The organism is Nodosilinea sp. FACHB-131, from assembly GCF_014695395.1.
GTDB lineage: Bacteria > Cyanobacteriota > Cyanobacteriia > Phormidesmidales > Phormidesmidaceae > Nodosilinea.
The window spans coordinates 771,738-798,097 of sequence record NZ_JACJOF010000027.1 but is presented as its reverse complement, the minus strand read 5'-3'; the positions used below and the strand labels follow the sequence as shown (position 1 = coordinate 798,097).

The following is a 26,360-nucleotide window of genomic DNA, read 5'->3' as shown; positions in this document are numbered from 1 at the left end:
GTTGTAGGGTTTAGACCGCCCTTGAAGGTGAGGAAGTCAGAGTACACGCCCCAGTTGAGGGTGAAGAAGGGCTTGATACCCTCAGCAAAGCTGGGGTACAAGTCAGCCATCAGGGCCTTGTTGAGGATCCACTCATGGGGCAAGGGAATTGCTCCAATTGAGTCGATCACCCGACCACCAATGGTTAGCGGCCGCCCCGCATCGATCGCATCCATACAGGCGTTGATGGGCAACGACACGTGGATCTGCTGACCGGCATAGCCCAAGCAGCCCAGGCCCAGTAGCCCAGCCAGGTGGTGGTTCATCATCGATTCCACGTTCTGGAACCACTCCAGCTTGGGAGCGCGCTTGTGGTAGTGGAACCAGCCGGCGAACAGCATCAGAGCGGCCATCACCAGCGCCCCAATGGCGGTGCAGTAGAGCTGGAAGCTGTTAGTAATGCCGTTGGCGCGCCACCACTGGAACAAGCCAGAGGTGATCTGAATACCGTGGAAACCACCGCCCACGTCGCCATTTAGAATTTCTTGGCCAAAGATGGGCCAAACAACCTGGGCACTGGGCTTAATACCGGTTGGATTAGTTAGCCAAGCTTCATAATTTGAGAACTTGGCACCGTGGAAGTACATGCCGCTGAGCCAGACAAAAATAACGGCTAAGTGGCCAAAGTGAGCACTGAAGATCTTCCGTGAAATATCTTCCAGGTCACTGGTGTGAGTGTCAAAGTCATGGGCGTCGGCGTGCAGGTTCCAAATCCAGGTGGTGGTTTTGGGTCCCTTGGACAACGTGCGGTCGAAGTGGCCGGGCTTGCCCCATCGCTCGAATGAGACGGGCACCGGATCTTTGTCAACCACTACCCTGACTTTTTGTCCCGGTTCAGGGGGACTTATGGTCATGGGACTCTCCTCTCTTCTACTCGAAAATACAGAGCGGATAAAGGCGCTTCCTACTCAATAGACGGATAAACCTGAGTCTATAGAAAGCTTAAATAAGCCGTTTCAGGCGTTACAAGCCACCTGAGACACAAACGACCTCCATTGGACGGCCAAGGGAGAGGCCTAAGAATCAGGTTTACAGCGCTTAACAGCCTAGTCCCTAGAAAGTTTCAAGCCACCCTGGGAACGACCCCATAGGGCTTTAGATTTGCAGGGCTATGACAGGTTAAGTAACAACCTACAGAATCACCGCCGCTCTTGGTAAGGGAAGTTTTCACAAGTTAATAACTCTGAGAAAATTAAATTAAAACGGCTGTTCAAGCTAGGGAGAAGGGCAGTCTAAGACCCTTCTATTTCTTGCGTCCAGAGAATTCACGAAGGCGATCGCAGCCCGTTATTTTCTTTCACTACTGAGTAAGTTAGGGCGCAAACCCAAGTGGGGAGCAGGTGACGATCGCACCCCAGACCAGCTCGAACTTTTTTCCTGCTGCTGGTCTGCTTATGTATAACGAGCTACTTCGATTTGTGGTGGTCACCAGCGATCGATTAGAGGTTAATTTAAGGGCGACGGCCCAGGGACAGAATCCCGAAGGATAATGGCTGTAGAGGTGCTATTGGGGCTTGTCGAGGCGGCGAGCCAGGCGATCTTGATGCCCTGAGGGAGGTTAGCCTTGGTTTAGATCGAGAAATCTCTCGGCCCGCGATCGCCCCATGTGGTGTACATTATGAGAAAATTGTGACAAGTGTTTAAGTAAAACTAGTTTAGGAGGGCATGCCCTATGGATTGGCGAGTCGTTGTTGTTTTACTGCCGATTGCTGTGGCCGCAAGCTGGGCTGTGTTTAACATTGGTCGGGCTGCTCTAGGGCAACTGCAAGATTTCCTTAATCGAGAAGCTTAGAATCTGCCTGCGAAGCTAGTGCGCGATGGTCAAAGACTGGCTCCACTGGGGCGATAGTCCAAGATCCGCCCATGGGGGCGATCGCACACCAGTTCCCAATCAGCCCTAGGGAGACCCAGCCACGGCTAGGTTACCCTAGGGCTAACTGCTTTAAGTGGGGCATCAGTTGACTAAAGGCAATGCCTCGATGGCTGTTGGCGTCCTTTTGCTCGGGCGACATCTCGGCAAAGCTCTTGTCCAAGGCAGGCACATAGAAGATTGGGTCGTAGCCGAAACCGCCAGTACCTCGGGGAGCCCGCAAGATCTCGCCGGGGCAGATGCCTTCTGTTTCTAAAACGATTTTACCTCTTGGATTTGCTAGGGCCAGAGCGCAAACAAACTGAGCGCTGCGGTCTGTTCCGGAATTGCCCTCCTCAGCGGAGCCCTGACCAGCGCGCTTACCCTCTAGCTCTTGAAGCAGGCGATCGATTCTAGCCGAGTCGCTGTCGGCGTAGCGAGCTGAGTAGATGCCCGGCGCACCCCCAAGGGCGTGAACCTCTAAGCCCGAGTCGTCGGCGATCGCCCACTGGCCCAGAGCCTTGGCTACCCCTGCCGCCTTGAGCCGCGCATTTTCTAAAAACGTAGTGCCGGTCTCTTCTATATCGATCGCATCGGGCTTGAGCTGTAGCTCCCAGCCCAGATCGCCTAGATACACCTGCATCTCTTTCAGCTTGCCGGGGTTTCCGGTGGCAACAATAACCGTGGGCATCGGCAAAACATCCCTCAAACATAGGCCATGGGTCGATTGTAGTGCCTTGCCCGTCGGGTTAAAATGGCGCGCTCACAGCAGATTGGGGTCAAGAGTGATTTGGCTAATTCTGATTAAAAATTTCAATAGGACGGCTTAACTGCCCCTAGCCAGAGCGGTCTAGCCAAATCCCCAGACACGACATTACCTGGAACACTCCAAACCTGGTAGCGTGGTGAACAGTATGCCATTGCGAAGGTTTTGCCCTTGAACCCCGAGCGCTCCGCTGAAGGCTCCAAATACTGGACGCTTGCCCCCTACGTACGGCGCGAGTGGCCCACTATCTTGCAGGCGTTGTTTGGCACCGTCATTTTTGTCTCTTTTTGGCCGATTTTGGCCTGGCTGTCGGGGAACATTCTGGAGCAGTTGGCGGCAGGCAATGTGCCTGTGGTGTCACGCTTCATTGCCATCACCATGGCCGGGTTTGCGCTGCAAAAGATTGGTCAATACATTCAAGACTCGCTGATGGCCAAGGCCGCCCTGGAGGTGGCCTTTAATCTGCGCCGAGATGTGTACACCCACATTCACCGGCTCAGCCTCACCTACTTTGAGCGCAGCCAAACTGGCGATCTGTCATACCGCCTGACCGAAGACATCGATCGCATCGGCGAGGTCGTGCAAAAACTGTTCCACGACTTTCTGCCCTCAGTGCTGCAACTGGTGGTGGTGCTGGGCTATATGGTCTACCTCAACTGGCAGCTAACCCTAACGGCAGTGGTCTTAGTTCCCATTCTGGCGGTGTTGGCCGGCTGGTTTGGGGAGCAAATGCTGAAATTTTCGCGGCGCAGCCAAAACTTGGTGTCTGACCTGTCGTCGCTGGTGACCGAAGTGTTTAGCGGCATTCGCCTGGTGCGGGCCTTTGCTGCCGAAGAATACGAAGTCGAGCGCTTTACCCAGGAGGCCGAGAAAAACCGCCAGGCCAAGTACAAGGCGGCCTGGCTTCAGGCAGTGCAGTACCCAGTGGTGGGCTTTACCTACGCCGTGGTGGTGATGCTGATTTTGCTAGTGGGCACCTGGCAAATTTCCCAGGGCAATCTCACTGGGGCCTCCTTTGGCAGCTACGTAGTCGCCGCGCTGATGCTGATTGACCCGGTGAACCACGTCATCATTAACTATGGCGAGTTTAAACAGGGTGAGGCCTCCGTTGACCGCGTGATCGAGCTGCTCGAGATTGAGCCAGCGGTACGCGAGCTGCCCACAGCCGCCGAACTGCCCAAGGTCACCGGGCGGGTCGAGTACCGCAACGTTACGTTTGGCTATGAGACTGACGAGCCCGTGCTGCGCAACCTTGACCTGCTAGCCCTACCCGGCGAGAAAATTGCCCTGGTAGGTTCCTCAGGCGCAGGCAAATCCACTCTGGTCAACCTGCTGCCCCGATTCTATGACCCCCAGGCAGGCCAAATTTTCATCGACGATGTGGATGTTGCCACCGTCACCCTGCGCAGCCTGCGGCGACAGATTGGCATTGTGCCCCAGGAAACAACGCTATTCTCCGGCACGATCGCTCAAAATATTGCCTTTGGTCAAAAAGATTTTGATATTGAAGCAGTGGAAGCAGCGGCCCGCATTGCCAACGCTCACGATTTCATCAGCCAGTTCTCCCAGGGCTACTACACCTGGATGGGGGAACGGGGGGTAAACCTGTCGGGGGGGCAGCGGCAGCGAGTGGCGATCGCCCGGGCCGTTCTCCTTAACCCCCGCATTCTGATTTTGGATGAAGCTACCTCTGCCCTAGATGCTGAGTCTGAGGCGCTAGTGCAGGAGGCGCTGGAGCGACTGATGAGCGATCGCACCGTCTTCATCATTGCCCACCGGCTGGCCACGGTGCGCGACGCCGACCGCATTTTGGTGATGGAAAAGGGCCAGGTGATTGAAGCGGGCACCCACAGCGAACTGTTGGCCAACCAGAGTCGCTACGCCCAGTTCTATGCCCAGCAGTTTGCTGGCAGCAGCCAGGGGTAGAGATTTTGCCCCTGCCTGTCACCTCGCCCGCTCAAGTATTAATCTGGAGTAAGTAATTATTCCTGATTTACTATGGCATCGCCCCCGGCCACGGGCCTTGGTCCCACCTCAGAAAAAGCGACCTATCAGGATGGGGTGGGCGATCGCCTGTTCATTTGGCTGTTTAGCCGCAAGATGGCCAAGGCCGTGGGCAAAGACACCGCCCGCAGCGGCTACGACGGCGTTGTCGATTTATCCACTCAGATTATGCAGGGGCGCAATGCTCAGCAGCAGCAGGCGCTCGTCGCCGTGGTGCTCAAGTCTCTGGTGCCATCCCCAGTGCTGTGGCTAATTCGCAACCTGTTCTCGCCAACCCGGCTAGTCTGCGAACTCAACGCCTGGTTTGCCGCGCGGCTATTCGAGTGGCTGGTCGGCCCTTGCGAAGTCAAAACTGTAGAATTCACCGACCCCCAAGGGCGAATTAGAGAGCAGCGCAGCGGCGTCCAAATCAAGAAGTGCCGCTACCTGGATGAAAGCCGCTGCGTCGGCATGTGCGTCAACATGTGCAAACTGCCCACCCAGCGCTTTTTCACCGAAGACTTCGGCATTCCCCTGACGATGGTGCCAAACTTTGAAGACTTTAGCTGCGAGATGATCTTCGGCCAGTCCCCGCCACCGCTGGAAACTGAGGATGCTTACAAACAGCCCTGCTTGATCGATCATTGCTCGCTCGCGACCCGTGATCCGCAACCCTGCCCTAAGGTCAGGAACTGAGAGCTTCGTCCAAGGTCTGCTCATACTCTTCAAGTGCTGCGAGTACTGATTCCAGCTCTTGTCGGTTTGCCTCGCTAGGTTCTAGTTGATATCGGATTTGAGCTTTCTGGTAGCGTACTTCCTGTCGATTTCGTCGAGCTTCTTGTCGATCTCTGCGAGCTTCTTCTCTCTCTCGGCGAGCTTCGCGTTCTGCTCTTTTAGCCTCGCGTTCTCCTGCTTCAGCCTCGCGGTTTCCTTCTCGTTCGCGAAGCGTGTCCCGGCCAATTTCGACGGTTCCACTCAACGCCGAAATAGCCAGTGCAGCCAGGAGGGCTGCCACAGTGAGTCGGTTGCTCCAGGTTTGGAGCTGGGCGACGATGCTGAGGAATTGGAAATCTTGTTCGCCATAAAGACGCAACAGGGTTGAATCTCAGGAACGCGATAGCAATCACTGATATCGTGACCAAGCTGCCGGGCAACAATTCCAGAAAGTTGATCCACACCTGGCGCTTGAGTAAATCCATATCTAAGCTACGGCCTTTGGCCCAACGGACCGGGCCATTGTAGTAGAGGGTGGTTATCGAGAGGTGGGGGAGACGAGGGGTTGGTTTAGATTGAGCCTTTAAACGCAATCAGAGGAAAAATCGCTACGGTAATCAGCAGTACAATATCCACTGGTTTGCTGGCGGTTCTACACCCATGATTGAAGTTGAGCACCTGAGTAAGACCTACGGGTCTACCACGGCCATTCAAGACATCACCTTTGGGGCGCAGCCTGGGGAGATTCTCGGATTTTTGGGGCCAAACGGGGCGGGTAAAACCACCACTATGCGGATTTTGGCGGGGTATTTGCCAGCGTCTGAAGGCACGGCCCGCGTGGCCGGGTACGACGTGCATACCGACTCGATGGCGGTGCGACAGCGGATTGGCTACCTGCCCGAGTCGCCGCCGCTATATCCCGATATGACGGTGCAGGGCTTTCTCAACTTTGTGGCCAAAATCAAGGGCGTGCCTGCCGATCTGCGCCAAAAGCGGGCCGACATTGCGATGGATCACTGCGGTTTAACTGACAAGCGCAAGGTGCTGATTCGCAAGCTATCAAAGGGCTATCGACAGCGGGTGGGCATTGCCCAGGCCATCATCCACGACCCGCCAGTAATTATTTTGGATGAGCCGACAGTGGGGTTGGATCCGCGCCAGATCAATGAAGTGCGGCAGTTGATCAAAGGGCTGGCGGGTAGCCACACCATCATTCTCTCCACCCACATTTTGCCGGAGGTGAGCATGACCTGCGATCGCGTCACCATCATCAACCGTGGCCAGGTCGTCGCTACCGACACCCCTGACAACCTCACCACCCGACTCTCCGGCGAAGCCGCCTACGAACTGGAGATCAAAGGGGATGTGGATAGAGCCCAGCGTCTGTTAAGTGAGCTGTCCCCCGTGCGCCAGGTCACCCTACTGGGGCTAGAGCACCTGCCAGACTATCACCACCGGCTGCGGGTGAGTGCAGAAGCCGATCGCGCATTGGGAGCCGTTATGTCCGCCGCTCTCATCAACGCCGGTCTCGAACTCCACGAGCTGCGCCGCCAGCAGGCCACCCTCGAAGACGTCTTCCTCAACCTCACCACCACCGAACCCGCGACAGGGGCAACGGCACCGCCCGAAGCACTCGCCGAGCTCCCCACAGTCGAGCCAACGCCAGAAGAATTCGAGACCTAACCCTTTTGGATCTTGGGTTTCCCCCATCCTCCTCATCTCCTCACCCCCTACCCATCCACCCTCCCACTCCCCTACCCATCCACCCATCCCCTCTCCCCGCCCATGACCCTTCTCTTCAAAAACATCCTCGCCATCTACCAGCGGGAGCTGCAAAGCTACTTCGCCTCGCCCCTGCCGTATATCATTGCCGCCGTGTTTTGGCTGCTGGGGGGCTTTTTCTTAGTGGCGATTTTGCTGGGGCCTCAGGGCATTTTGGCCCAGGCGGCTATGGCCGATCAGGCGGTGCAGATGGGCATGCCCCCCTCGCCTCCCTTTGATGTGGCCTACGAATTCAACAAAGCCTATGTGGGGCTGCTGGGGTCGCTGTCGATGTTTGTGCTGCCGATGCTCTCCATGGGGCTCTACGCCGACGAGCGCAAGCAGGGCACGTTGGAACTGTTGGCGACTTCGCCAGTAACCAACTGGGCGGTGGCCTTGGGCAAGCTGCTGGCGGTGGTGAGCTTCTACCTTGCGATGGTGCTGCCGCTGATGGTGTGCCAGTCGATCGCACTGGGGGCAGCCGAGCCTCCCACAGGATCAGGAGTATTCTTGCTGTCTCACTTGGGGCTAGTGCTGCTAGCGGCCAGCGTATTGGCCCTCGGCATGTTCATCTCGTCGCTGACGGAGAGCACGGTGCTGGCGGCGATTATGACCTTTGCGCTGATCTTGCTGCTGTGGCTGGTGGATGCGGTGGCCCAAGGGCTACCGGGGGTGGTGGGCAGCGCGATCGCCCATCTATCCCTACTTAAGCATTTCACCGACTTTACCGAAGGCATTTTCGACACCGGTGGCCTGGTGCTGTTTCTCTCGTTCATCGGGTTGGGGCTTTATCTCACGGCCCAGTCCATTGAAACACTTCGGTTCCAGCGGTCCTAGTGCCCAATCAGTCCAGTTAACGTCAGCAGGTTAGTAGTAGCGAGTAATGGCGATGAAATCGTTGGCGGCCTACCAAAAGTATTTGAAATACCTGGCTTTCCCGGGGCTGGCCCTAGTAACAGCGGGGCTGATTGCCGGTATTGTCGCCGGGTGGACGCTGTTGCCCGCAGGCCTACTGATTGGGGGCATTGGCCTACTCTTGCTTGGGCTGGTGCTGGGTAACTACGGGCAGGGTCGGTTTTGGGCTCAGCGTTCCACCGAGGCAGGGGCCAACGCTCTGATCTCTACTCTGGCGGTGCTGGCCATTCTGGGCCTGGTGAACTTTTTGGCAGTGCGCTATGCCAGCCGAGTAGACCTGACTGAGAACCAGATTTTTACCCTGGCTCCCCAGTCGCAGCAGGTGGTACAGACCCTAGAAAACCCCACTCGCATCGTCGTCTTCGACCCGCTGCCCAACCCCCAGGACCGCCAGCTGCTCGAAAGCTATCGCCAGGCCGGGCCGCAGTTTACCTTTGACTACGTCAACCCCTACAACGATCCCCGTCAAGCCCAGGAGTTTGGCGCTACCCAAACGGGCATGGTGTTTGTGGAAAGTGGCGAGACTCGCCGCTTTTTGCAGAACGTCGGCCCCAGCGAGCGGCTGTCGGAGCGCACGTTGACCAATGCGCTGGATCAGGTGGTGAGCGATCGCCCCCTCACCGTCTACTTCACCCAAGGTCACCAGGAGTTCACCATCGACGGCAGCGACACCGGCTTTTTGCAGGCCGCCACCGCCCTCGAAGACAAAAGCGCTGTGGTGCAGCCCCTCGACCTTTCTAAAACCAGCACAGTGCCCGAGGATGCCAGCGTGGTGGTGGTGGCCGGCCCCGCCGCCGAATTCTTTGAGCCTGAAGTTAACGCGCTGCAAACCTATCTCAACGGCGGCGGCAGCCTCATGCTGCTGATCGACCCGCGCACCAGTCCTGGCCTCGATCGCCTGCTCGACCCCTGGGGCATCACCCTTGACGATCGCATTGTGCTGGATACCTCCGGTAGTGGCCAGCTCGTTGGCCTTGGCCCCGCCGCCCCCTTAGTCACCGACTTCGGCGACCACCCCATCACCCGCGACTTTACCGGCGGGCGATCGTTCTTTCCGCTGGTGCGTCCAGTCAATGTCGAAGAGGTGCCCGGGGTAACGACAACGCCTATTTTGCAGAGCAATCCCCAAAGCCGGGCCGAGGCTCTTTCCACCGAAGGCGAGCTGCAATACGACGAAAACGCGCCGCCCTCTGGCCCCTACACCCTTGGGGTTGCCCTCAGTCGCCCGGTCGAAGGAGCGACCCCCGCCGAAGGTGAACCGCCACCGGAGTCGCGTCTAGTCGTGATTGGCAACGCCACCTTTGCCACCGATGGCCTCTTTGAGCAGCAGCTCAATGGCGATGTCTTTCTCAATGCCATTAGCTGGCTGGGTCAGCAGACCGACGCCACCCTCTCCATTCGCCCCCGCGAAGTCACCAACCGCCGCATTACCCTGACGGTGCAGCAGCAGATTGGTCTCGGGGTATTTTCCTTGCTGGTGCTGCCGGCTATCGGACTTGGTCTAGCCGTGCTGATGTGGCTACGGCGGCGATAGAACGCCTGCTCAGGCCGGCTAGAGGGCAAAAAGCAGAGACGGCATTAGGGATGTTTGAGCCGCGTCTGGGAAGGTAAGACCTGCTGGGCGAAACAGGCTATGGCATAGAGAATAATGGTTTCACCCAGGAGTTCTGCCAATTCCTCTAGGGTGATGCGGAGATGTTCGATTAAAAATACGGTTTCAGATGAGAAACGGGTAGATAGCGCTGGCGCGATCGCATCCTTGGCCAGCTCGGCCCCAAACCCGCCCAGCAAGAAGATCCCCAGCCCCGCTAGCACCCACAGCACCGTGAGCCGGTGGGTACGCCATAGCCAGACTAAATCCCTAAATCCCAGCACCACAATCGCCATCAAGAGGCCGAGGTAAATCAATTTCCAGTCCACCTGCCCCAGGGTGAGGTGAAACTTGATCAATTCATCCACAGCGCCGAAGAAACAGAGCAGTGCTAAAGCGCTGGGCAGCAACCAGGACGGCTTAGACATGTGCCGTCGATGGCGCAGCAAACCCACACACACAAACCCGATCGCACTCAGCAGGCTCGCCTGTAGCCAAGAGGGCAGCGATCGCAACCCGTCAAAGTCAAATAGCCCCGCCTCGCCCCGCAGACCAATCAGGGCCAAATAGGCGAAAGCAAGCCCTACCTCAAAGCCAATCAGGGCGATCGCGGCCTGTGTTAGATATTTTGGTGCGGGCATAGTCAGTATCCACTCATCACTAGGCCCAGCTTGCCCTTAGAGCAGAGGTAACGGCCATCGGGTTTAGTCGGGTTTGGTCGGCAACATGGCAGACCTGGGCAGGTGAACCGTGATTGATCTCCCCGTAACAGGTAAAGCCTGGATGAGGACAGGCAAAATGCCACAATTTAAGCTTATTAAGCATTTTTGCTCGTCGTAGTCTCGTTCTTCTGCTAGGTGAGCCCCAGCTAGGTCGATTGCGTTTGCAATCTGCAAATAACTCCTGAATTAAGAGCAGAATTTTCCAGAAGTTTTTCCCCTCGCGCAACCAGGACACCTGTTCCATGCTGTTAGTGTGTTCTCTGCTGTCGAGCGAATCTTCAGCCCAATCTGGAGATTCCCTGGTTGCCCGTTTACCCATTAGGTGTGTAGCCATGACTGTATCTACCCTCACCCCGCCCAGCGTGCAGTGTCCCGAGTGCGGTGTTCACAGCATTGTGGAATATAAGCCCACGGTGTACCACTGCCTCAAATGCGATTTTGAAAAAGACCTGAGCCTCTCCCCCGAACCAAAGCCTGCGGGCCTGGGGTCGGTGATCTTGGGCATGCTTGGCTTTAGCCTCGGTCTGCTCATCCTGCTATAGAGCCAGCCAATGGCTTGATAGTGCAAATGCACCACAGTATCATGGGGGGGCCGCCCCCTAGGCTCCCTTATGGCCATTGTTTCTTCTCACACGTCCGACGATTCGGCCAAGCCCAAGCGGGCTCAGTCTAAGCTGCCAGTCCAACCCACCGAAGCGGCTGATCTACAGCCGCTGCTCTCCCTAGTCAAGGGTGGAGAGATGCAGCCAGAAGATTTGGGGGATGAACCAGATACCCAGGCACTATCGTCAACTGCCCCTGAAGACACCCTGCGGCCCCAGCGGCTGCAAGACTACATTGGCCAGGCATCCCTTAAAGAAGTGCTGGGCATCGCCATTCAGGCGGCTCAGTCGCGGCAAGAGCCGCTCGACCATTTGCTGTTGTATGGGCCGCCAGGGTTGGGCAAAACCACCATGGCGCTAATTTTGGCCCAGGAAATGGGGGTGACCTGCAAAATCACCACGGCCCCTGCCCTAGAGCGGCCTCGCGATATTGCCGGACTGCTGATCAATCTCAAGCCGGGGGATGTGCTGTTTATTGACGAAATTCACCGGCTGCCCCGGGTCACCGAAGAAATCTTGTACCCGGCAATGGAAGACTCACGACTGGATATCACTATCGGCAAAGGGCAGTCGGCCCGCACTCGCAGCATTCCACTGTGCCCCTTTACTCTAGTGGGAGCAACGACGCGGGTAGGGGCGCTGAGTTCTCCGCTGCGCGATCGCTTTGGGCTGATCCAGCGGCTGCGCTTCTACGAAATCGATGAGCTTAAGCCCATTGTGCTGCGCACCGCCGATGTCTTAAAAACTCCCATCGAACCCGCCGGAGCCGAAGAAATTGCCCGCCGTGCCCGAGGCACCCCCCGCATTGCCAATCGCCTGCTGCGGCGAGTGCGCGACTATGCTGAGGTTAAGAGAGCAGGCCCCATCACCGCCGCCCTAGCCGCCGAAGCGCTAGAACTATTCAACGTTGACCCCTGCGGCCTCGACTGGACCGATCGCCGCCTGCTGTCAGTAATGATCGAAAACTTTGGCGGTGGCCCCGTTGGTCTCGACACCATGGCCGCCTCCACGGGCGAAGACCCCCAAACCATTGAGGAAGTCTACGAACCTTACCTGCTGCAAATTGGCTACCTACAGCGCACTCCCCGCGGCCGAGTGGTCACCCTTGCCGCCCGCCGCCATCTGGGCTACGACGAGACTCCTGGTGGCGGCAACCAAATGGCATTGTTGTGAGTCGAGGACAGAGAAGGCATACGGTTTTAGATCGTTCCTTCAGCCTGGCACCCCATCCCTTCGCCTAAGCAGGCTGGCTATCAAAAGCAACCGCCCCCGCTACGTCTCCCGGCATGTCAATGATCGCCTGCATCAGGTTGGTTTGGTTGAGATTAGCCCCAGTCAGGTCGGTCCCCAGCAGATTTGCTCCCAGCAGATTCGCTCCGCTGAGGTCAGCATTGGCTAAACAGGCCCCCCACAGGTCGGCGTGCATGAGGTTAGCCCCAGCTAGATTAGCCCCACTGAGATCTACCCCAGTTAGCCTTGCCCCACTGAGATCAGCTCCCCACAGGGATGCGCCCGGAGCTATATGGTGCATCGTTTCAGGCACCTGAAACCCGCGCGGGAAATGGGTGCTATCGGAGTAGAGGGCCCCGTCTAGGTTGGCGTGGGCTAGCTGACACCCTCGCAGGTTAGTCCCAATTAAATTGGCTCGGCTCAGGTCGCTATAGCGCAGGTCGGCCCCTCGCAGGTCGGCTAACATCAGCGTGGCCTGACGCAAATCAGCGTAGCGCAGGTCGCTATCGCCAACCAGAGCACTGAGCAGGTTGCTGCGTCTTAGCACCGCCCCAAATAGTTGACTGTTCACTAGCAGTGCCCCGCTGAGATCGGCGGCGGTTAAGTCGGTGCCACCCAGATCCCTCTCTCGTAAATCTTTAGTGGCCAGGGCAGCCCCTGGTGCCAGGCTCCACATGCGGGCTTGTCCAGGGTTAAACCCTTCGGGAAACTGGGTTTGAGCATTGTAGAGAGCGCCTTCCAAACGCGCATCATCGAGGTCGGCCCCGGTCAGCACGGCCTCGCGTAGATCGGCCCAGCGCAGGTCGGCTCCCGCCAGTTTGGCGTTGCAGAACTGGGTCTGTTTGAGGTTAGCCCGACGAAAATTAGCCTGGGTGAGATTTGCCCCGCTAAAGTCGGCGCCCCAAAAATCGACCCTAGCTAAACTCCAGTGGTTGAGGTCGGCTCCGGCTAAATTGATGCCGGTAAAGTCGCGCTCCCCTTCCACAAAGGCCGTCCAAAGATCTTCTAGCGTTTTGAGATTCATGCCTGCTTACCGCTCAACATTGCCTAGGAACATCGTTTTGATAACCGACTTTTGCCCAGTTGGGCTTGCATGCTTAACTTGTAGCTAAATGTCCTAGCCAAGGAACGGCCTGCTGGGGTCGTTCAGGCTGATGTACCCAAACCACATAGCCGTTGTCATCCCAGGTGGTGAGGGCGCGTTTGCCTTGCTGATGAAGCTGCTGTACCAACCTTCGAGCCTTGTCCAAATCGGGGCGGGTGCGGTAGTAGCGGTAGTACTCACCCTCTATAGCAAGGGCTAAACTGCGGCACTGATCGGCACCCTGAATGTGGTAGAGCACATGCTCATCTATGGGGCTAGAAGTCAGTTCCACCTTTGCCGAGGCATCAGGGGTAGTCGGCAGCAGGCTAGCCCAGTCAAGGGTTGTGGCAGCCTTAGCGGTAGTTGCAGTTAGGGCTGCGTCATGGCTGGCTGCAGCCAAATCAGTAGAATGCGATTGCATGGGGGCGGTGATAGGCAGGCGATCGCCTCCAAAGTCCTCCTGCTGATCATCCGCCAGCAGCACCTGATCGAGTAACCTCTGGTGTCGCTGCACTCGGCCCTGCCGAACGCGCATGGCCTTAGCGGTACCGACCCCGATCGCAACGCTCGACAGGATAGCAAAGCCGATGTAACGAATCGAAAATTCCTTGTGCTGGTTGGGGAGCAGAGCTGAGTCGACCCAGTAGCTGAGGGGTTGGGGTAGCTGCTCCGAGACCTGGACCGCGCGGTCGGAGGCCATCGGCCAGGTAAGAGCTGCAAACCCAGCACTAGACGCCAGCAGCGCTGGCAAAACAATACGACGAAAGGGAGAGTTATCCATAACAGAGAACACACTGAGGTGAATAAATCACCCCCCGGAGATCTCCTTCAGAATACGCAACAAACCAGCAAGGAACTACGAATTCACCGATGGTACTCTGTGATACTTTGATGAAACCTTAGGGAGATATCCGTAGAAATACGGATATCTCAGCCATCTAATCGAAAAGCTGGGATCCTTTACGAGGAGAGGTTTAACTCCTATCAAAACTTGATGCGATCGCTCCTGATCAATGTTCAGGCCTTTGAGTATTGGAACACCAATACCTAGCAACCCAGCTCAACCTATGCGGTGGAACATCTTTGTCAGTCTGCTCGTACTTTTAACCGCTGTGACCCCCACCGCGTGGCGTGTGGCAAATGAACAACTCAGCCGTTATCAAACCCTAGAGGCCGCAGGGGATGGTGCCACAGAGACTTCATCCACAGCCCAAGGAGCGGGCTCTCCGCGCGATCGCCGCTGTCAGCAATGCGATTTAGCCGCCGCCGATCTCAGCAGCCAAGACCTCAGCCGCGAGAATTTTCGAGAGGCTGATATGACCAGGGCCAACTTGACCGGCACTCAATTGATCAACGCTATCTTGCACAAAGCAAATCTCACCCAGGCAACCCTCCATCAGGCCAATCTTCAGGGGGCAGACCTTTCCGAAGCTAACCTGTTGCAAGCCGACCTCAGTCAGGCTCAAATGCTCCATGCCAGTCTTGTCAAAGCCAACCTTGCCAGCGCATCTCTCACCCAAGCCGAGTTGCGCGATGCCGCTCTGTGCTCAGCCCAAATGCACCAGGCTGATCTCTCAGAAGCCAGCCTCTATGGGGCGGTCTTGCGCCAGGCCGATCTGTCAAACGCCGATTTGCGTGGGGCAGATCTACGCTACGCCGACCTCTACGAAGCCGACTTAACCAATGCCAACCTCACCGGGGCGCGCTTAGAGTTTGCCACCATGCCCGACGGCAGCACCTACAACCAGGGCTATGTGCAGCCCATCAACCCCTCCCAGGGCTGCGACCCCAACCGTTCCGAAAGCATCGCTGATCAATCAGAACCCTAACGTCATCTACCCAATCCATGCCCCATCTGGGTGAAAGAATTCGCTTAAGCCGCCACCGCAAACCGTTCTCTTTTCAACTTCCAAAGGCAAAAGCCATCAACGAACGCATTGCTGTTGTGGGCGGCATGGCAACCCGCTAGTGGTTTCTTCAGTACCTTAATCCGACCGCCGCCAGTGACCACAGCATTGCGTTGGAGGACGCCGATGAGTTGGCCTATGCAAGTTTCCGCATACTCGCGCCATTTCTGTTTGCTAAGGCGCTCTAAGGTGCGCTTGCCAAGGTAGTACTCGACTGAAAGTTGACAATACGGGCAAAGCTTTCAGGCTCTAGGCTAGCACCACCCACCAGGGCACCATCGATCTCAGGCTGATTCATCAGCTCATCGACGTTGCTGGGTTTGACCGATCCACCGTACTGAATAGTGACATCAGGATTTCTCAGCAGCTTGCGAATGCCCCCAATCACCTGGTTGGCATCAGCGGCTTCGCAGGTGTCGCCCGTGCCGATCGCCCAGATCGGTTCATAGGCAATCACCAGATTGTTTTGGTCAACATCTACCAGACCCTTCTCAATTTGGGTAGTAATGACCGCCTCGGTTTCACCGGCATCGCGCTGGTTTTTGGTCTCACCTACGCACAAAATTGGAATGAGGCCGCACTTTTGAGCGGCTTTCAGGCGCAAATTGACTGTTTCATCGGTATCGCCGAAGTACTGGCGACGCTCGCTGTGACCCACAATCACGTAGCGCACCCCAAGCTCTCGCAGCATGTCCCCCGAGATTTCGCCAGTAAATGCTCCCTCTGGCAGCCAGTGAATGTTCTGAGCACCCACCCTAATCCTGGCCCCGTGCAGGCTTTTGGACAGGGCTCCCAAGGCTGTGAAGGGCGCGCACAGAACTATTTCACGCCCGTCGGGGGTATCGGCGAGTTGTCCGAGAAAATGGCGCAGAAAGTCCAGGGTTTCGCCCTGGGTCTTATACATTTTCCAGTTGCCAGCGATAACGATTTTGCGCACGGTGTTTTGAGGTTAAAGGCTAGATATACAAAATTGCATCCCTGCATCGTACTAAGAAAAGAACCCCCGAATCAATTGTTGCAGCGCACAACGTTTGATTCGGGGGTAAGAGGGATGGAGAGGATGAGGAGATGAGGGAAGACTTTGCGATCGCCTCACCCCTCATCTCCCTTACCTTCCTCACCTTGCGACTGCTCTAGCGCAGGGCCGCTGCCTCGCGGGCTGCTGCCGCCTCGTCAGGGTGAATGTTGAGGCGGGTCAGATTGATCCGACCGCGGCCATCAATTTCACGCACCTTGATGATCACTTCGTCACCGACGTTGACTTCGTCTTCGACCTTGGCCACCCGATAGTCCGCCAGTTGCGAAATGTGAACCATGCCCTCCTGGCCGGGCATAAACTCCACAAAAGCCCCAATGGGGATAACGCGGGTAACTTTGCCCACAAACACATCACCAGCGGCAGGCTTAAAGACGATTGATTCAATCAAGGCTTTAGCCTGAAGGGCTTTTTCGCCTTCGATCGCCGAAACAGTGACGGTGCCATCGTCGTTGATGTCGACCTTAGCGCCGGTTTGCTCAGTAATCGCCTTGATCTTCTTACCACCGGGGCCGATCACCATGCCGATCATCTCAGGATCGATCTTGAAGCTGATCAGGCGCGGAGCGTAGGGCGATAGCTCTGCTCTTGGGGTATCAATGGTGGCCAGCATTTTTTCAAGGATATGCAGGCGGGCGGGCTTGGCCTGGTTGATGGCGTCGGCAATCACCGATAGGGGCAAACCGGTGATTTTCATATCCATTTGCAAGGCGGTGATACCCGTGTCGGTACCGGCGACTTTGAAGTCCATATCGCCCAAAAAGTCTTCGATACCTTGAATATCGGTGAGAATGCGCACCTCGTCGCCTTCTTTGATCAAGCCCATGGCCGCTCCGCTGACGGGCTTAGTAATGGGCACACCGGCATCCATCAACGACAGGGTAGAACCACACACTGACCCCATGGAGGTGGAGCCGTTAGAGGACAACACCTCCGATACCACTCGAATCACGTAGGGGAAGTCTTCTTTGGAAGGCAGCACTGGCACCAGAGCACGCTCGGCGAGAGCGCCGTGGCCAATTTCGCGACGACCAGGCGATCGCATCGGCCGAGTCTCGCCCACCGAGTAGGGGGGGAAGTTGTAGTGGTGCAGATAGCGCTTCTCTTCATCGGGGTGAAGGTCATCCATCATTTGAGCATCGCCGGGGGTGCCCAGGGTAGCGACCGACATCACCTGGGTCAAGCCCCGCTGAAATAGCCCAGTGCCATGCACCCGCTTGGGCAGCAGCCCCACTCGGCAGGAGATTGGGCGTACCTCATCGAGCTGGCGACCATCGACCCGCACCTTCTCAGCGACGATTTGCTGACGCATCAGCTTTTTGGTTACTGATTTGTAGGTGTTACTCAGGGCTTTACCGTTCTCAGCCACCGCTACCTTGACTGGATTTTCGTCCTCTAGGGCATCAATGGCAGTGACCAGCTCATCTTTAATGGCGTCGAGCTTTTCGTCGCGCTCGGGCTTGGTGAGGCTAAACTGCTTCAGCACGTCTTTGATGGCGGCGGCAGTTTTTTCTTCGATGAAGGTGGCCAGAGTGGGGTCAGTCTCAGGCTCTTGCTCGGTGACGATCTCGATTCCCAGCTCTTTGATCAGCTCTAACTGGGCCTTGATCAAATCCTGTACGACTTCATAGCCAAAGTCGATGGCCTCAATTACGTCGGCCTCGGGCAGCTGATTAGCACCCGCTTCTACCATGATCACCCCGTCGGGGGAGCCCGCCACGATCAGGTCAAGATCGCCGGTTTCAACTTCTTTATAGGTGGGGTTGATAATAAAATCGTCGCCCACTAAACCCACGCGCACCGCTGCCATGGGGCCGTAGAAGGGAATTTTGGCTAGCAGCACTGCGATCGACGCACCAGTGGCGGCCAATACATCGGGGGGCACCTGCTCATCCATAGCCAGGGTAGTGGCGACAATTTGAATGTCGTCGCGCAGCCACTGGGGAAATAGGGGTCGCATGGGGCGATCGATCAGGCGACAAATTAAAGTAGCCCGCTCTGGAGGACGGCCCTCCCGCCGCAAAAACCCGCCGGGAATGCGTCCGGCGGCGTAAAGACGCTCTTCGTAATCAACCAGCAGAGGCAAAAAATCGATGCCTTGACGTCCTGCTGAGCGGGTTGCGGTCACCAGAACCGCGGTCTCACCCGACTGTACCAACACCGCACCCCCCGCTTGGGGAGCCAACAGTCCACCCCTCAGGTGAATATCGCGACCACCGAAGGAGATTGTTTTTTCAAATTCTTGCATGTACGACTACGTCCTTTCTCTCTTACCATTCTTCTTGGTTTCTTTGGCCTGATCCTAGCACCGATGATGGCGATGGCTTGGTGCATAGGGCGCCAGAGGCAAAATTAGGCAAAAGACTTAAGGTTTTAGGACGCGTTGGGTACTCTACGGGCGTTGGTTTGGATGCAAATTTCTGGCCCTAGGAGGCTACGGTCATCGCTGTACTGGTTACTGGGGTAGCAGGGTTTGTGGGCTCGTTTGTCGCCCGACGGCTGTTAGACAGCGGTCAGCAGGTCTACGGCATCGATAACCTCAACGACTATTACGATGTGGGTTTGAAGCGCGATCGCTTAGCCCGGCTAAAATCCGACGATGGTTTTACCTTTGAGCAGCTCGATCTGTTCGATCGCACGGGGATGCTGACGCTGTTTCGCAACCACCAGTTTCAGTATGTCATTCACCTAGCGGCCCAGGCAGGGGTGCGCTACTCGCTAGAAAATCCCTTCGCCTACTCTGACAGCAACCTGTCGGGGTTTCTCAACTTGCTAGAGGGCTGCCGCATGATGGGGGTTGAGCACCTGGTGTTTGCTTCGTCTAGCTCAGTGTATGGGGCCAATCGCAAAGTGCCGTTTTCGGTAGACGATCGCGTTGACCATCCGGTCTCGCTCTATGCTGCCACCAAAAAGGCCAACGAGCTGATGGCCCACGCCTACAGCAGTCTGTATCAAATTCCGACCACGGGGCTACGATTTTTTACGGTGTATGGCCCTTGGGGGCGGCCCGATATGGCCTACTTCAAGTTTGTGGAAGCAATTTTAGGCGATCGCCCCATCCAGGTGTTTAACCAGGGCCAGATGAAGCGCGACTTTACCTACATTGACGATGTGGTAGAAGGGGTCGTGCGGGTCATGACCCACATTCCTACCTCTAGCACAGACCTTAGCAGCGACAGCCAGGCTCCCTACAAGATTTACAACATCGGCAACCACCAACCAGTGGAGCTACTGCGCTTTATTCAGGTAATCGAATCAGCCCTGGGCAAGAAAGCTCAAACTGTTCTATGCGGCATGCAGCCTGGGGATGTGCCCGCCACCTATGCCGATGTCAGCGATCTCATGGCCGACGTAGGATTTGCTCCCAGCACACCCATCGAAGCTGGCATTCAGCAGTTTATAGCTTGGTATAAGCAGTACTACAAAGTTTAGTAGGCCAGGGTCTCTAGGGTTTCGCGCAGATAGCGACGCACGAGCTGGTCTAGCGGAGCCGCCTCGGCCTCGGCAGTGGGCAGTTCACCCTTCCAGCTCTTAAAGCCAGAGCTGCTGGCGATCGCAGACTTGAGGCTGAACCAAATGCGGGCGTGTTCAGAAAGCTGCATGGAGTTTACGGAGCGAGTTACGGCCATAGCTGCCTCTAAAAAGTTCGGATAACTGTCAAAATCTCAGGTCTTTCTACCGCTCAGGGCTACTCGCTCAGTTTGCGAGTCAGCAAAAACTCTAGACACTAGAAGATTACTTACAAGATAGCGCAATCGTCCCGCTGCGATTGTGCCAAGGACCACAGTACTAAAAATTGGCCAAGCTCTGGGGTCGGTGCACCAGAGCCCTAGCGGACATTGGGGTAGATGTCGGCGATCGCAGGCAAGGACTGTGGATAGCCGGCATCGTCCAGGTAGGTCACATTCTCGCTAGACTCCTCAAGTTCTGGGTGGTGAAGGGGCACGTAATCATCCGTGCCGTCGTTCTCTAAGATAGAACCCGCTGCAACAGAGTCTTCAGGATCAACAGCGTCTGCGATCGCCTTTGAACATGCCAGCCCATCTAATGCGTTTGCGCTGACCTGAGCTACCGGGGCTTCAGTTGCGTCTGATTCAACTACGTGCCCCAAAGATTCGGGTTCGTCTGTCGCTTCAGCTACGCTATTTGTTGACTTCACAGTGGGTGTCTCGACGGGCGCAATCTGATGAGGCTCAGGGGTTCTCACCACGGCTGGGGCGGCTAGGTCGGATGTTTGCTGGTTCGTAAGATTGGGCAAAATTTTGCTGACCGTTAGCCCAACCCAGGTGAAGTCAGCGGCAATGTTCTCAGCAGAACAAGGGGCAACCTTGGCCATCACCCGATCTGGCGTAGCTAACACCTGAAGTACGGCTATGGGTATCTGCAAGAAAAGATTGGCCATGAGGAAGCTGAGGGCGGCGATCGCTACACCTCCCAGTCGTCCCCACTCGCTGAAGGGCGTCAGGTCACGGGCCAGAAATGCTAGGGGGTAAAGCTTTAGCAAACCCCACACCAGAGGCACCGGCACCAGCAGCGCTCCGAAACGCAATCGCCACCGCTGAAATTGATTCAGCAGACGACGTTGATCATCGTGCAGCGCAGCAGGCTTGAGTGCCAGCCCTGGCAAACTAAAAATGTAAAAAGGCTGCCGCAACTGCATCACCAGCACCGGCAGCACTCCTAACGCAACAATGACACCTATCTCTAGCTCAGGCAGGGTTGGGTTACCCACCGCCAGCCCAAGTAAGCACAGATCGATCCACAAAGGTACAGTAGCCAATCCGGCCAGGTGTACCCACAGGTACGGATCGCAGCGCCAGGGTGCCATTGTTAACTCCGTTTCTACACTGCTGTCTCGCAGGGTTCCTCGTAAAGGAACCCTGCCCTTGCCTAGGCCATCGCCAAGGTGCGACGCTTCGTGACCATCTTGAAGGCATCGATAATGTCGCCTTCTTTCCAGTCGCTGAAGTTGTCAATGCCGATGCCGCACTCGAACCCGGAGGCTACGTCTTTGGCATCTTCTTTCATGCGCTTGAGGGAGTCGAGCTTGCCGGTGTAGACAACCTCGCCATTGCGCACCACTCGAAGGTTGCAGTTGCGGGTGACCTTGCCTGAAAGCACGTAACAGCCAGCAACTGCGCCCTTGCGCACGGGGAATACGGCCCGCACTTCCACTTGACCCAGGGGATCTTCGACCATTTCGGGGTCGAGGAGACCTTCCATGGCACCTTGGATGTCGTCAAGGAGGTTGTAGATCACCTCGTAGTCGCGCACATCTACACCTAGGCGATCGGCAGACTGCCGCGCTCCAGGAGCCAAGGTGGTGTTGAAGCCGACGATTACCGCGCCACTGGCAGCCGCCAGATCGACGTCAGTTTCGCTGATTTCGCCAGGGGCAGCCAGCAACACTCGAATCTGCACCTCGTTCTGCGGTAGCTGCTGGAGTGCCGCCAGAATGGCTTCGATGGAGCCCTGCACGTCGGCCTTGAGCAGCAGGTTGAGATCCTTGAGATCGCCCTCCTGAACCTGGGCAGAGATGGTGTTGAGGGTAACGCGACGAGAGGCCATCGACTGCTGTAGACGCGACTGGCGCTGCTCAAGCATACGCTTGTCGGCCACTGCTCTGGCAGTTTTCTCGTCAGAATAGACCTCAAACTCGTCCCCGGCAGCGGGTACATCATTTAGACCTAGTACTTCAACCGCAAAGGAGGGGCCTGCGACTTGAACCCGCTTCAGGCGATCGTCGAGCATGGCCTTGACCTTGCCCAAGATAGGACCAGCCACCAGCGAATCGCCCACCCGCAGCGTACCGTTCTGAATCAGCAGGGTAGCAACCGGGCCGCGCGCCTTGTCGAGGTTGGCCTCAATCACGGTACCGCGAGCCAGACGGTCAGGGTTGGCCTGGAGATCTTCTATCTCAGCGACCAGCACAATCATCTCCAGCAGGCTGTCGAGATTTTCACCCGACAGGGCGCTCACCGGTACCATGATGGTGTCGCCGCCCCATTCCTCAGGCACCAGCCCGTGCTCCATCAGCTCTTGCTTAACGCGATCGGGGTTGGCAGTCTCTTTGTCGACCTTGTTGATAGCCACAATCAGCGGCACCTCGGCGGCCTTGGCGTGGCTGATGGCCTCGATAGTCTGGGGCCGCACGCCGTCGTCGGCTGCCACCACCAGAATGGCAATGTCGGTTACTCGGGTACCCCGCGCTCGCATGGCGGTAAACGCCTCGTGGCCAGGAGTGTCTAGGAACACAATCTGATGGGACGTGCCCGCGTGATCGACATCGACATGGTAGGCACCGATGTGCTGAGTAATACCGCCAGCCTCACCTTGGGCCACCTTGGTCTTGCGAATGGAGTCGAGCAGCGTGGTTTTACCGTGGTCGACGTGACCCATGATGGTAACCACCGGAGGCCGCCGCTTGAGGCTCTCAAGGTCGGCTGCGTCGATCATTTCAGTGACCTTTTTAGCCTCTGACTCGACTTCGCTGGTTTCGACCATAACCTCAAACTCCTCAGCCACCATTTTGGCGGTTTCGATGTCGAGGGTTTGGTTGATGTTGGCAGCGATACCTTTGAAGAACAGAGACTTGATCAGCTCTGTCTCGGGCACCATAATTTGCTCGGCCAGCTCATGGACGGTCAGCCCTTCGGAGAGCACGATAAACTCGGGGCGCTCCTGGGTCGGCTGAGACTCACCCCGACGACCACGACGGGAGCGACCACCGCCGCTACTACTGTCACGATGCTGAGGCTTGTGGCTCTTCATCGTCGGTGACGACGGCCTACCACTACTGGCACTCTTGGGCTTGGGTGGACGCGCTAGCGAGATGCTCAGATTTTGGGCATCGGTAGCCTGCTCTTCGTCTTCGTCAAGCTCATCAACCAGCACGTCGAGATCTTCATCATCTTCGCCCAGCACGCCTTGGCCCCGCCGCTTGGTCTTGCCGACCTTGCTGGCTTTTTCGCGCATCTTTTGATCGTCGTCCTCGTCTTCGCGCTCTTCGCGCTTATGGCGAGGCGGTGAAGGGCGACGCGGTTGGTCGTCAAGGCCGCCGACCCCAAGCACGGAAATTGAATCATTGCCGGGAGGGGTTTCGTTGCGGGCAGCCGTTTCGGCTCTGGCCGTTTCAGCATCGGCATTGGGCCGTCGCAGCTTGGGCTTGGGCTTCAGACGGGTAACATCTTCGCCCGCATCAATTTCGCGGATAGGAATGGTGGGACGCGGTGCGCTAGGGCCGTCGGCCGAACGGCCTTCTGAGCTGCGGCTTTCGGGGCTACGGCTCTCAGGGCGGCGAATGACAGGGCGGGGCGGACGAGCGCCTTCTGGCACAATCACTTGGCGATCGTCACTGTCGTTACGAACCCGCGACACAGGCCCAACCAGCTCGGGTCTTGGCTTAACCGGCGGTGGAGAGACCTCTACAGGGGGCTCGACCGCAACCGTTTCAACCTCTTCGACAGGAGTCTCAGCAGGAGCGTTTGCCCCAGGGCGATTGAGAGCTACTGGCGGTTTGGGTCTAACCTCTGCCTGATCGGCTTTAGGAGCTTCCCCAGGACGGCTAGGGGGCTGAGAAAGGCTATCAGGACGCGTTGGGCGACTGGCGCTGGGGGCAGGAGTACTGGGGGAGGCAGGGCTGGGAGTGGGAGCGCCTGCCTCAATATCAGCCCTGGGGGTAACCCGATGGCGACGAATTTCTAGAATTTGCTGCTTGCGTTCGGGTCGAGCACCATTTTTGACCGGGGCCGCTGGTCGAGGCCGATTGGCAGAGCGGTCTGGCGCATTGGGCCGATTGGCACCGCCACTGGCGCGAGACTGAAGAGCCGCTGAGCGAATTTGATCAGCTTCTGACTCTGCGATAGTGCTGCTGTGACTCTTCACGGCAATGTCGAGGCGACTTGCGATCGCCAAGATGTCTTTGTTATCCAAATCCAATTCCTTCGATAACTCGTAAATTCTCACTTTGCCGTTCATCCACATCTCCCTACGCTAGTCAAGCTTGTTACTTACATAAACCAACCTGCTTCGTCCAACAAAACGACATCAAACCATTCTGACGAATACGTTAGCCCTAGCATGGCATTGTAAACCAAGGCTAGGTGGACATGGGACCTCAAGCAAGTTTACTGACGCCCTAGGGGGGCCAGTCAGATACCCATACTATGAGTGTAATCAGTTGCTTCCCCAATGAACAGAATCTCAGAGGGATCGCGTCTAGAGACGATTCAGTTGCAAAAATTTTTGGTTAAGCCTCCTGACGGCACATTTTCCCCTAGACGTTCTCTGCTTAGGCTTGCCGGCCGGGCAAAGGCTGTTGGGCAGCAACGGAATTAGCCGTTTCGCCTTCTAGCTGGCTCCACAGGCTTTGGTAAACGTCTTCTGGTACGTTAACTTTTAAAGCCCGCCCTAGCCGACTTTTTTTCTGAGCCTGGCGCAGGCAGTCGGCTTGGGGGCAGAGATAAGCCGATCGCCCCATTCCGCTGCCGAGACGCACCACTCGGTCAGGATAAACCCGCACCACCCGCCAAAAATCGGCCTTAGGGGCGATCCGCCGACAGCTGACACAGCGCCGATAGTTGGGCTGCATGGGAAACTTTCTCCAAAACTTACTCCTCCTCTGCGATCGCCACTGGGCTCTCGTCTGCCAGGGGTTCTTCTTCAAAGTCAGTGGCTAGTTCAACCGCCTCAGCTTCTTCAAACTCGGGCTCTTCAGCAGCGGACTCTGGATTGGCGTCATATTCAGCATCGGCGAGAGGTGCAGCTTCTAATTCATCCTCCTCAAAGGGTGCTTCATCGACCTCTAGGCCCGCTGCTCTAGCCTCAGCCGCTGCCCGTTCTGCCGCCGCCTTCGCTTTCCATTCTGCTGCCTCAGCTTCCTCCGCTGCCAGCTCTGCAGCTTCGCGAGCGGCCTCCTCGCGAGCCGCCGCTATTTCGGCAATCTTGCGGTCTTCCTCATCATAGTCATACTTGCCCGAGTCTTTGATGTCGATCTTCCAGCCAGTAAGACGGGCCGCTAGGCGAACGTTTTGACCCTCTTTGCCGATCGCCAAACTGAGCTGGTCTTCGGGCACCAGCACGTGGGCCTGGCGATCGTCGGGGTTGACCAGGCGCACCTCGTCCACGCGGGCGGGGCTGAGAGCGTTGGAGATGTAGGTGGCTGGATCAGGTGACCAGCGAATAACGTCAATTTTTTCGCCCCGCAGCTCGTTGACCACCACCTGAATGCGCGATCCTCTGGCACCAATGCAGGCACCCACTGGATCCACATCTCGTTCAAGAGTGTCTACAGCGATCTTGGTGCGGGGGCCAACGGAGCGCGAGGGGGGGTTTGCCTCCCGCGCGACGGCCACAATGCGAACGATTTCGTCCTCAATTTCAGGCACTTCGTTGGTAAATAACTCGACCACCAGCGCCGCATCAGCCCGCGACACCAGCAGCTGCGGGCCACGGTGAGAGCCTTCGGAAACTTTTTTGAGCGCCACGCGGAAGGTGGCGTTGGCCCGGTAGTTGTCGTTGGGGAGCTGATCGCGCTTGAGCAGCTCAGCCTCAACCTCGGGCTGGCCCACACCGCTAACGACCGCCATGATCACCGACTGGCGCTCAAACCGCAGCACTCGCGCTGAGAGAATGCTGCCTTCGAGGTCTTGAAATTCTTCTTGAACCAGCTTGCGCTGCTGGTCGCGCAGCTTTTGGGCCAGCACCTGCTTGGTTTGAATGGCGGCCATGCGGCCAAAGTCGCGCTGGTCGGGGGTAACGTCGAGCACCACGGTGTCACCAGCCTGGGCCTCAGGAGCGACTTCGCGCACTTCTGATAGGGAGATTTCGTGATCTTGGCTAGTGACTTCGTCAACAATGGTTTTGGTAGCCAACACCCGAAAGCCTTGGTCGTCGTAGTCATCAACATCTAGCTCGATGTCAAAGTTATCGAAGTATTCTTCGTCGAAGTGGGTGTCGATTTCGCGGGTGCGGCGGTAGCGCTCGTAGCCCTTGAGCAGAGCCTCTCGCAGGGCATTTTCAACCGCGTGCTTGGGCAGGTTGCGCTCGCGGCTAATGACATCAATCATTTCCTGCAGATTGGGCAGACTTACTAACGACATAACCACTCACCTCTGGACAATAATTCTTCTAAGCAACAAATCTGTGACGATCGCAAAACCT

The 26,360-nt window shown here is 56.9% G+C and carries 22 protein-coding genes and 1 pseudogene; 10 read left to right on the top strand and 13 right to left on the bottom strand.

All coding sequences use genetic code 11. From position 1 onward, the window contains the following. Positions 1 to 893: pseudogene (gene psaA / locus H6F75_RS19940) on the bottom strand (photosystem I core protein PsaA); the annotation flags it as partial. An 818-nt stretch (positions 894 to 1,711) separates the two neighbouring features. Here psaA and H6F75_RS19935 point away from each other — a divergent pair. Further along, positions 1,712 to 1,831, top strand: a complete 120-nt coding sequence (locus H6F75_RS19935; protein ID WP_106871929.1) for a photosystem II protein Y — start codon at positions 1,712 to 1,714, stop codon at positions 1,829 to 1,831. Between the two features lie 130 nt (positions 1,832 to 1,961). Here the strand turns inward: H6F75_RS19935 and rdgB are convergent, their stop codons facing one another. Then, complete coding sequence (rdgB, locus tag H6F75_RS19930; RefSeq protein WP_190754150.1) at positions 1,962 to 2,579, bottom strand: RdgB/HAM1 family non-canonical purine NTP pyrophosphatase; 618 nt, start codon at positions 2,577 to 2,579, stop codon at positions 1,962 to 1,964. A gap of 246 nt (positions 2,580 to 2,825) precedes the next feature. On the opposite strand from rdgB, the gene H6F75_RS19925 reads away from it, so the two are divergent. Beyond that, a complete protein-coding gene (locus H6F75_RS19925; RefSeq protein WP_190754149.1) occupies positions 2,826 to 4,580 on the top strand; it encodes an ABC transporter ATP-binding protein in 1,755 nt (584 codons plus the stop codon). A 72-nt stretch (positions 4,581 to 4,652) separates the two neighbouring features. Beyond that, complete coding sequence (locus H6F75_RS19920) at positions 4,653 to 5,333, top strand: DUF4033 domain-containing protein (protein ID WP_190754148.1); 681 nt, start codon at positions 4,653 to 4,655, stop codon at positions 5,331 to 5,333. An 81-nt stretch (positions 5,334 to 5,414) separates the two neighbouring features. Here the strand turns inward: H6F75_RS19920 and H6F75_RS29050 are convergent, their stop codons facing one another. After that, a complete protein-coding gene (locus tag H6F75_RS29050) occupies positions 5,415 to 5,597 on the bottom strand; it encodes a hypothetical protein (protein ID WP_190754147.1) in 183 nt (60 codons plus the stop codon). 414 nt (positions 5,598 to 6,011) lie between these two features. Between H6F75_RS29050 and H6F75_RS19910 the strand changes: the two genes are divergently transcribed. The 3 genes from H6F75_RS19910 (at position 6,012) to H6F75_RS19900 (ending at position 9,561) form a co-directional block, all read left to right on the top strand. Next, entirely contained in the window at positions 6,012 to 7,034 is a 1,023-nt protein-coding gene (locus H6F75_RS19910; RefSeq protein WP_242020165.1) for an ABC transporter ATP-binding protein, read from the top strand. A 102-nt stretch (positions 7,035 to 7,136) separates the two neighbouring features. After that, a complete protein-coding gene (locus H6F75_RS19905) occupies positions 7,137 to 7,949 on the top strand; it encodes an ABC transporter permease (protein WP_190754146.1) in 813 nt (270 codons plus the stop codon). Between the two features lie 46 nt (positions 7,950 to 7,995). Continuing rightward, positions 7,996 to 9,561: a Gldg family protein gene (locus H6F75_RS19900; RefSeq protein WP_190754145.1), complete on the top strand. Its 1,566-nt coding sequence runs from the start codon at positions 7,996 to 7,998 to the stop codon at positions 9,559 to 9,561. 44 nt (positions 9,562 to 9,605) lie between these two features. On the opposite strand, the gene H6F75_RS19895 is transcribed toward H6F75_RS19900, so the two are convergent. After that, the gene (locus H6F75_RS19895; protein ID WP_190754144.1) at positions 9,606 to 10,259 is read right to left on the bottom strand and encodes a hypothetical protein; all 654 of its coding nucleotides are present in this window, start codon (positions 10,257 to 10,259) and stop codon (positions 9,606 to 9,608) included. 413 nt (positions 10,260 to 10,672) lie between these two features. Here H6F75_RS19895 and H6F75_RS19890 point away from each other — a divergent pair, with 413 nt between their 5' ends. Beyond that, positions 10,673 to 10,882, top strand: coding sequence for a hypothetical protein (locus H6F75_RS19890; RefSeq protein WP_190754143.1), 210 nt, complete (start codon positions 10,673 to 10,675; stop codon positions 10,880 to 10,882). 69 nt (positions 10,883 to 10,951) lie between these two features. After that, positions 10,952 to 12,115, top strand: a complete 1,164-nt coding sequence (ruvB, locus tag H6F75_RS19885; RefSeq protein WP_190754142.1) for a Holliday junction branch migration DNA helicase RuvB — start codon at positions 10,952 to 10,954, stop codon at positions 12,113 to 12,115. Positions 12,116 to 12,179: 64 nt separating this feature from the next. On the opposite strand, the gene H6F75_RS19880 is transcribed toward ruvB, so the two are convergent. Next, positions 12,180 to 13,196, bottom strand: a complete 1,017-nt coding sequence (locus tag H6F75_RS19880; RefSeq protein ID WP_190754141.1) for a pentapeptide repeat-containing protein — start codon at positions 13,194 to 13,196, stop codon at positions 12,180 to 12,182. 73 nt (positions 13,197 to 13,269) lie between these two features. Beyond that, entirely contained in the window at positions 13,270 to 14,037 is a 768-nt protein-coding gene (locus tag H6F75_RS19875) for a hypothetical protein (protein ID WP_190754140.1), read from the bottom strand. A gap of 331 nt (positions 14,038 to 14,368) precedes the next feature. On the opposite strand from H6F75_RS19875, the gene H6F75_RS19870 reads away from it, so the two are divergent. Continuing rightward, a complete protein-coding gene (locus H6F75_RS19870; protein WP_190754139.1) occupies positions 14,369 to 15,085 on the top strand; it encodes a pentapeptide repeat-containing protein in 717 nt (238 codons plus the stop codon). Between the two features lie 262 nt (positions 15,086 to 15,347). On the opposite strand, the gene tpiA is transcribed toward H6F75_RS19870, so the two are convergent. Beyond that, on the bottom strand, positions 15,348 to 16,100 hold the full coding sequence (tpiA, locus tag H6F75_RS19865) for a triose-phosphate isomerase (RefSeq protein ID WP_190754138.1): 753 nt from the start codon (positions 16,098 to 16,100) through the stop codon (positions 15,348 to 15,350). A gap of 196 nt (positions 16,101 to 16,296) precedes the next feature. After that, positions 16,297 to 18,447, bottom strand: a complete 2,151-nt coding sequence (locus tag H6F75_RS19860; protein ID WP_190754137.1) for a polyribonucleotide nucleotidyltransferase — start codon at positions 18,445 to 18,447, stop codon at positions 16,297 to 16,299. Positions 18,448 to 18,641: 194 nt separating this feature from the next. Between H6F75_RS19860 and H6F75_RS19855 the strand changes: the two genes are divergently transcribed. Continuing rightward, complete coding sequence (locus H6F75_RS19855; protein ID WP_190754209.1) at positions 18,642 to 19,631, top strand: NAD-dependent epimerase/dehydratase family protein; 990 nt, start codon at positions 18,642 to 18,644, stop codon at positions 19,629 to 19,631. Here the strand turns inward: H6F75_RS19855 and H6F75_RS19850 are convergent. From H6F75_RS19850 to nusA, 5 genes are all read right to left on the bottom strand, one after another. Next, on the bottom strand, positions 19,628 to 19,801 hold the full coding sequence (locus H6F75_RS19850; RefSeq protein ID WP_242020159.1) for a hypothetical protein: 174 nt from the start codon (positions 19,799 to 19,801) through the stop codon (positions 19,628 to 19,630). The genes H6F75_RS19855 and H6F75_RS19850 overlap by 4 nt on opposite strands. 227 nt (positions 19,802 to 20,028) lie before the next feature. Then, complete coding sequence (locus H6F75_RS19845) at positions 20,029 to 21,027, bottom strand: low-complexity tail membrane protein (RefSeq protein WP_190754135.1); 999 nt, start codon at positions 21,025 to 21,027, stop codon at positions 20,029 to 20,031. Positions 21,028 to 21,089: 62 nt separating this feature from the next. Then, a complete protein-coding gene (gene infB / locus H6F75_RS19840) occupies positions 21,090 to 24,176 on the bottom strand; it encodes a translation initiation factor IF-2 (RefSeq protein ID WP_190754134.1) in 3,087 nt (1,028 codons plus the stop codon). A gap of 313 nt (positions 24,177 to 24,489) precedes the next feature. Further along, positions 24,490 to 24,789 (bottom strand): YlxR family protein, encoded by a 300-nt coding sequence (locus tag H6F75_RS19835; RefSeq protein ID WP_190754133.1) that lies wholly within the window; start codon positions 24,787 to 24,789, stop codon positions 24,490 to 24,492. A gap of 19 nt (positions 24,790 to 24,808) precedes the next feature. Then, entirely contained in the window at positions 24,809 to 26,299 is a 1,491-nt protein-coding gene (gene nusA, locus H6F75_RS19830) for a transcription termination factor NusA (protein WP_190754132.1), read from the bottom strand. Positions 26,300 to 26,360 lie beyond the last annotated feature (61 nt).

Bases quoted from the DNA above. Each gene is read 5' to 3' on its own strand.
- H6F75_RS19900 (WP_190754145.1), top strand. From the start codon at position 7,996: ATGGCGATGAAATCGTTGGCGGCCTACCAAAAGTATTTGAAATACCTG.
- H6F75_RS19860 (WP_190754137.1), bottom strand. From the start codon at position 18,447: ATGCAAGAATTTGAAAAAACAATCTCCTTCGGTGGTCGCGATATTCAC.
- nusA (WP_190754132.1), bottom strand. From the start codon at position 26,299: ATGTCGTTAGTAAGTCTGCCCAATCTGCAGGAAATGATTGATGTCATT.
- H6F75_RS19845 (WP_190754135.1), bottom strand. From the start codon at position 21,027: ATGGCACCCTGGCGCTGCGATCCGTACCTGTGGGTACACCTGGCCGGA.
- infB (WP_190754134.1), bottom strand. From the start codon at position 24,176: ATGAACGGCAAAGTGAGAATTTACGAGTTATCGAAGGAATTGGATTTG.
- H6F75_RS19935 (WP_106871929.1), top strand. From the start codon at position 1,712: ATGGATTGGCGAGTCGTTGTTGTTTTACTGCCGATTGCTGTGGCCGCA.
- H6F75_RS19910 (WP_242020165.1), top strand. From the start codon at position 6,012: ATGATTGAAGTTGAGCACCTGAGTAAGACCTACGGGTCTACCACGGCC.
- H6F75_RS19920 (WP_190754148.1), top strand. From the start codon at position 4,653: ATGGCATCGCCCCCGGCCACGGGCCTTGGTCCCACCTCAGAAAAAGCG.
- H6F75_RS19880 (WP_190754141.1), bottom strand. From the start codon at position 13,196: ATGAATCTCAAAACGCTAGAAGATCTTTGGACGGCCTTTGTGGAAGGG.
- H6F75_RS19895 (WP_190754144.1), bottom strand. From the start codon at position 10,259: ATGCCCGCACCAAAATATCTAACACAGGCCGCGATCGCCCTGATTGGC.
- H6F75_RS19905 (WP_190754146.1), top strand. From the start codon at position 7,137: ATGACCCTTCTCTTCAAAAACATCCTCGCCATCTACCAGCGGGAGCTG.
- H6F75_RS19875 (WP_190754140.1), bottom strand. From the start codon at position 14,037: ATGGATAACTCTCCCTTTCGTCGTATTGTTTTGCCAGCGCTGCTGGCG.
- H6F75_RS19835 (WP_190754133.1), bottom strand. From the start codon at position 24,789: ATGCAGCCCAACTATCGGCGCTGTGTCAGCTGTCGGCGGATCGCCCCT.
- ruvB (WP_190754142.1), top strand. From the start codon at position 10,952: ATGGCCATTGTTTCTTCTCACACGTCCGACGATTCGGCCAAGCCCAAG.
- H6F75_RS19890 (WP_190754143.1), top strand. From the start codon at position 10,673: ATGACTGTATCTACCCTCACCCCGCCCAGCGTGCAGTGTCCCGAGTGC.
- H6F75_RS19850 (WP_242020159.1), bottom strand. From the start codon at position 19,801: ATGCAGCTTTCTGAACACGCCCGCATTTGGTTCAGCCTCAAGTCTGCG.
- rdgB (WP_190754150.1), bottom strand. From the start codon at position 2,579: ATGCCCACGGTTATTGTTGCCACCGGAAACCCCGGCAAGCTGAAAGAG.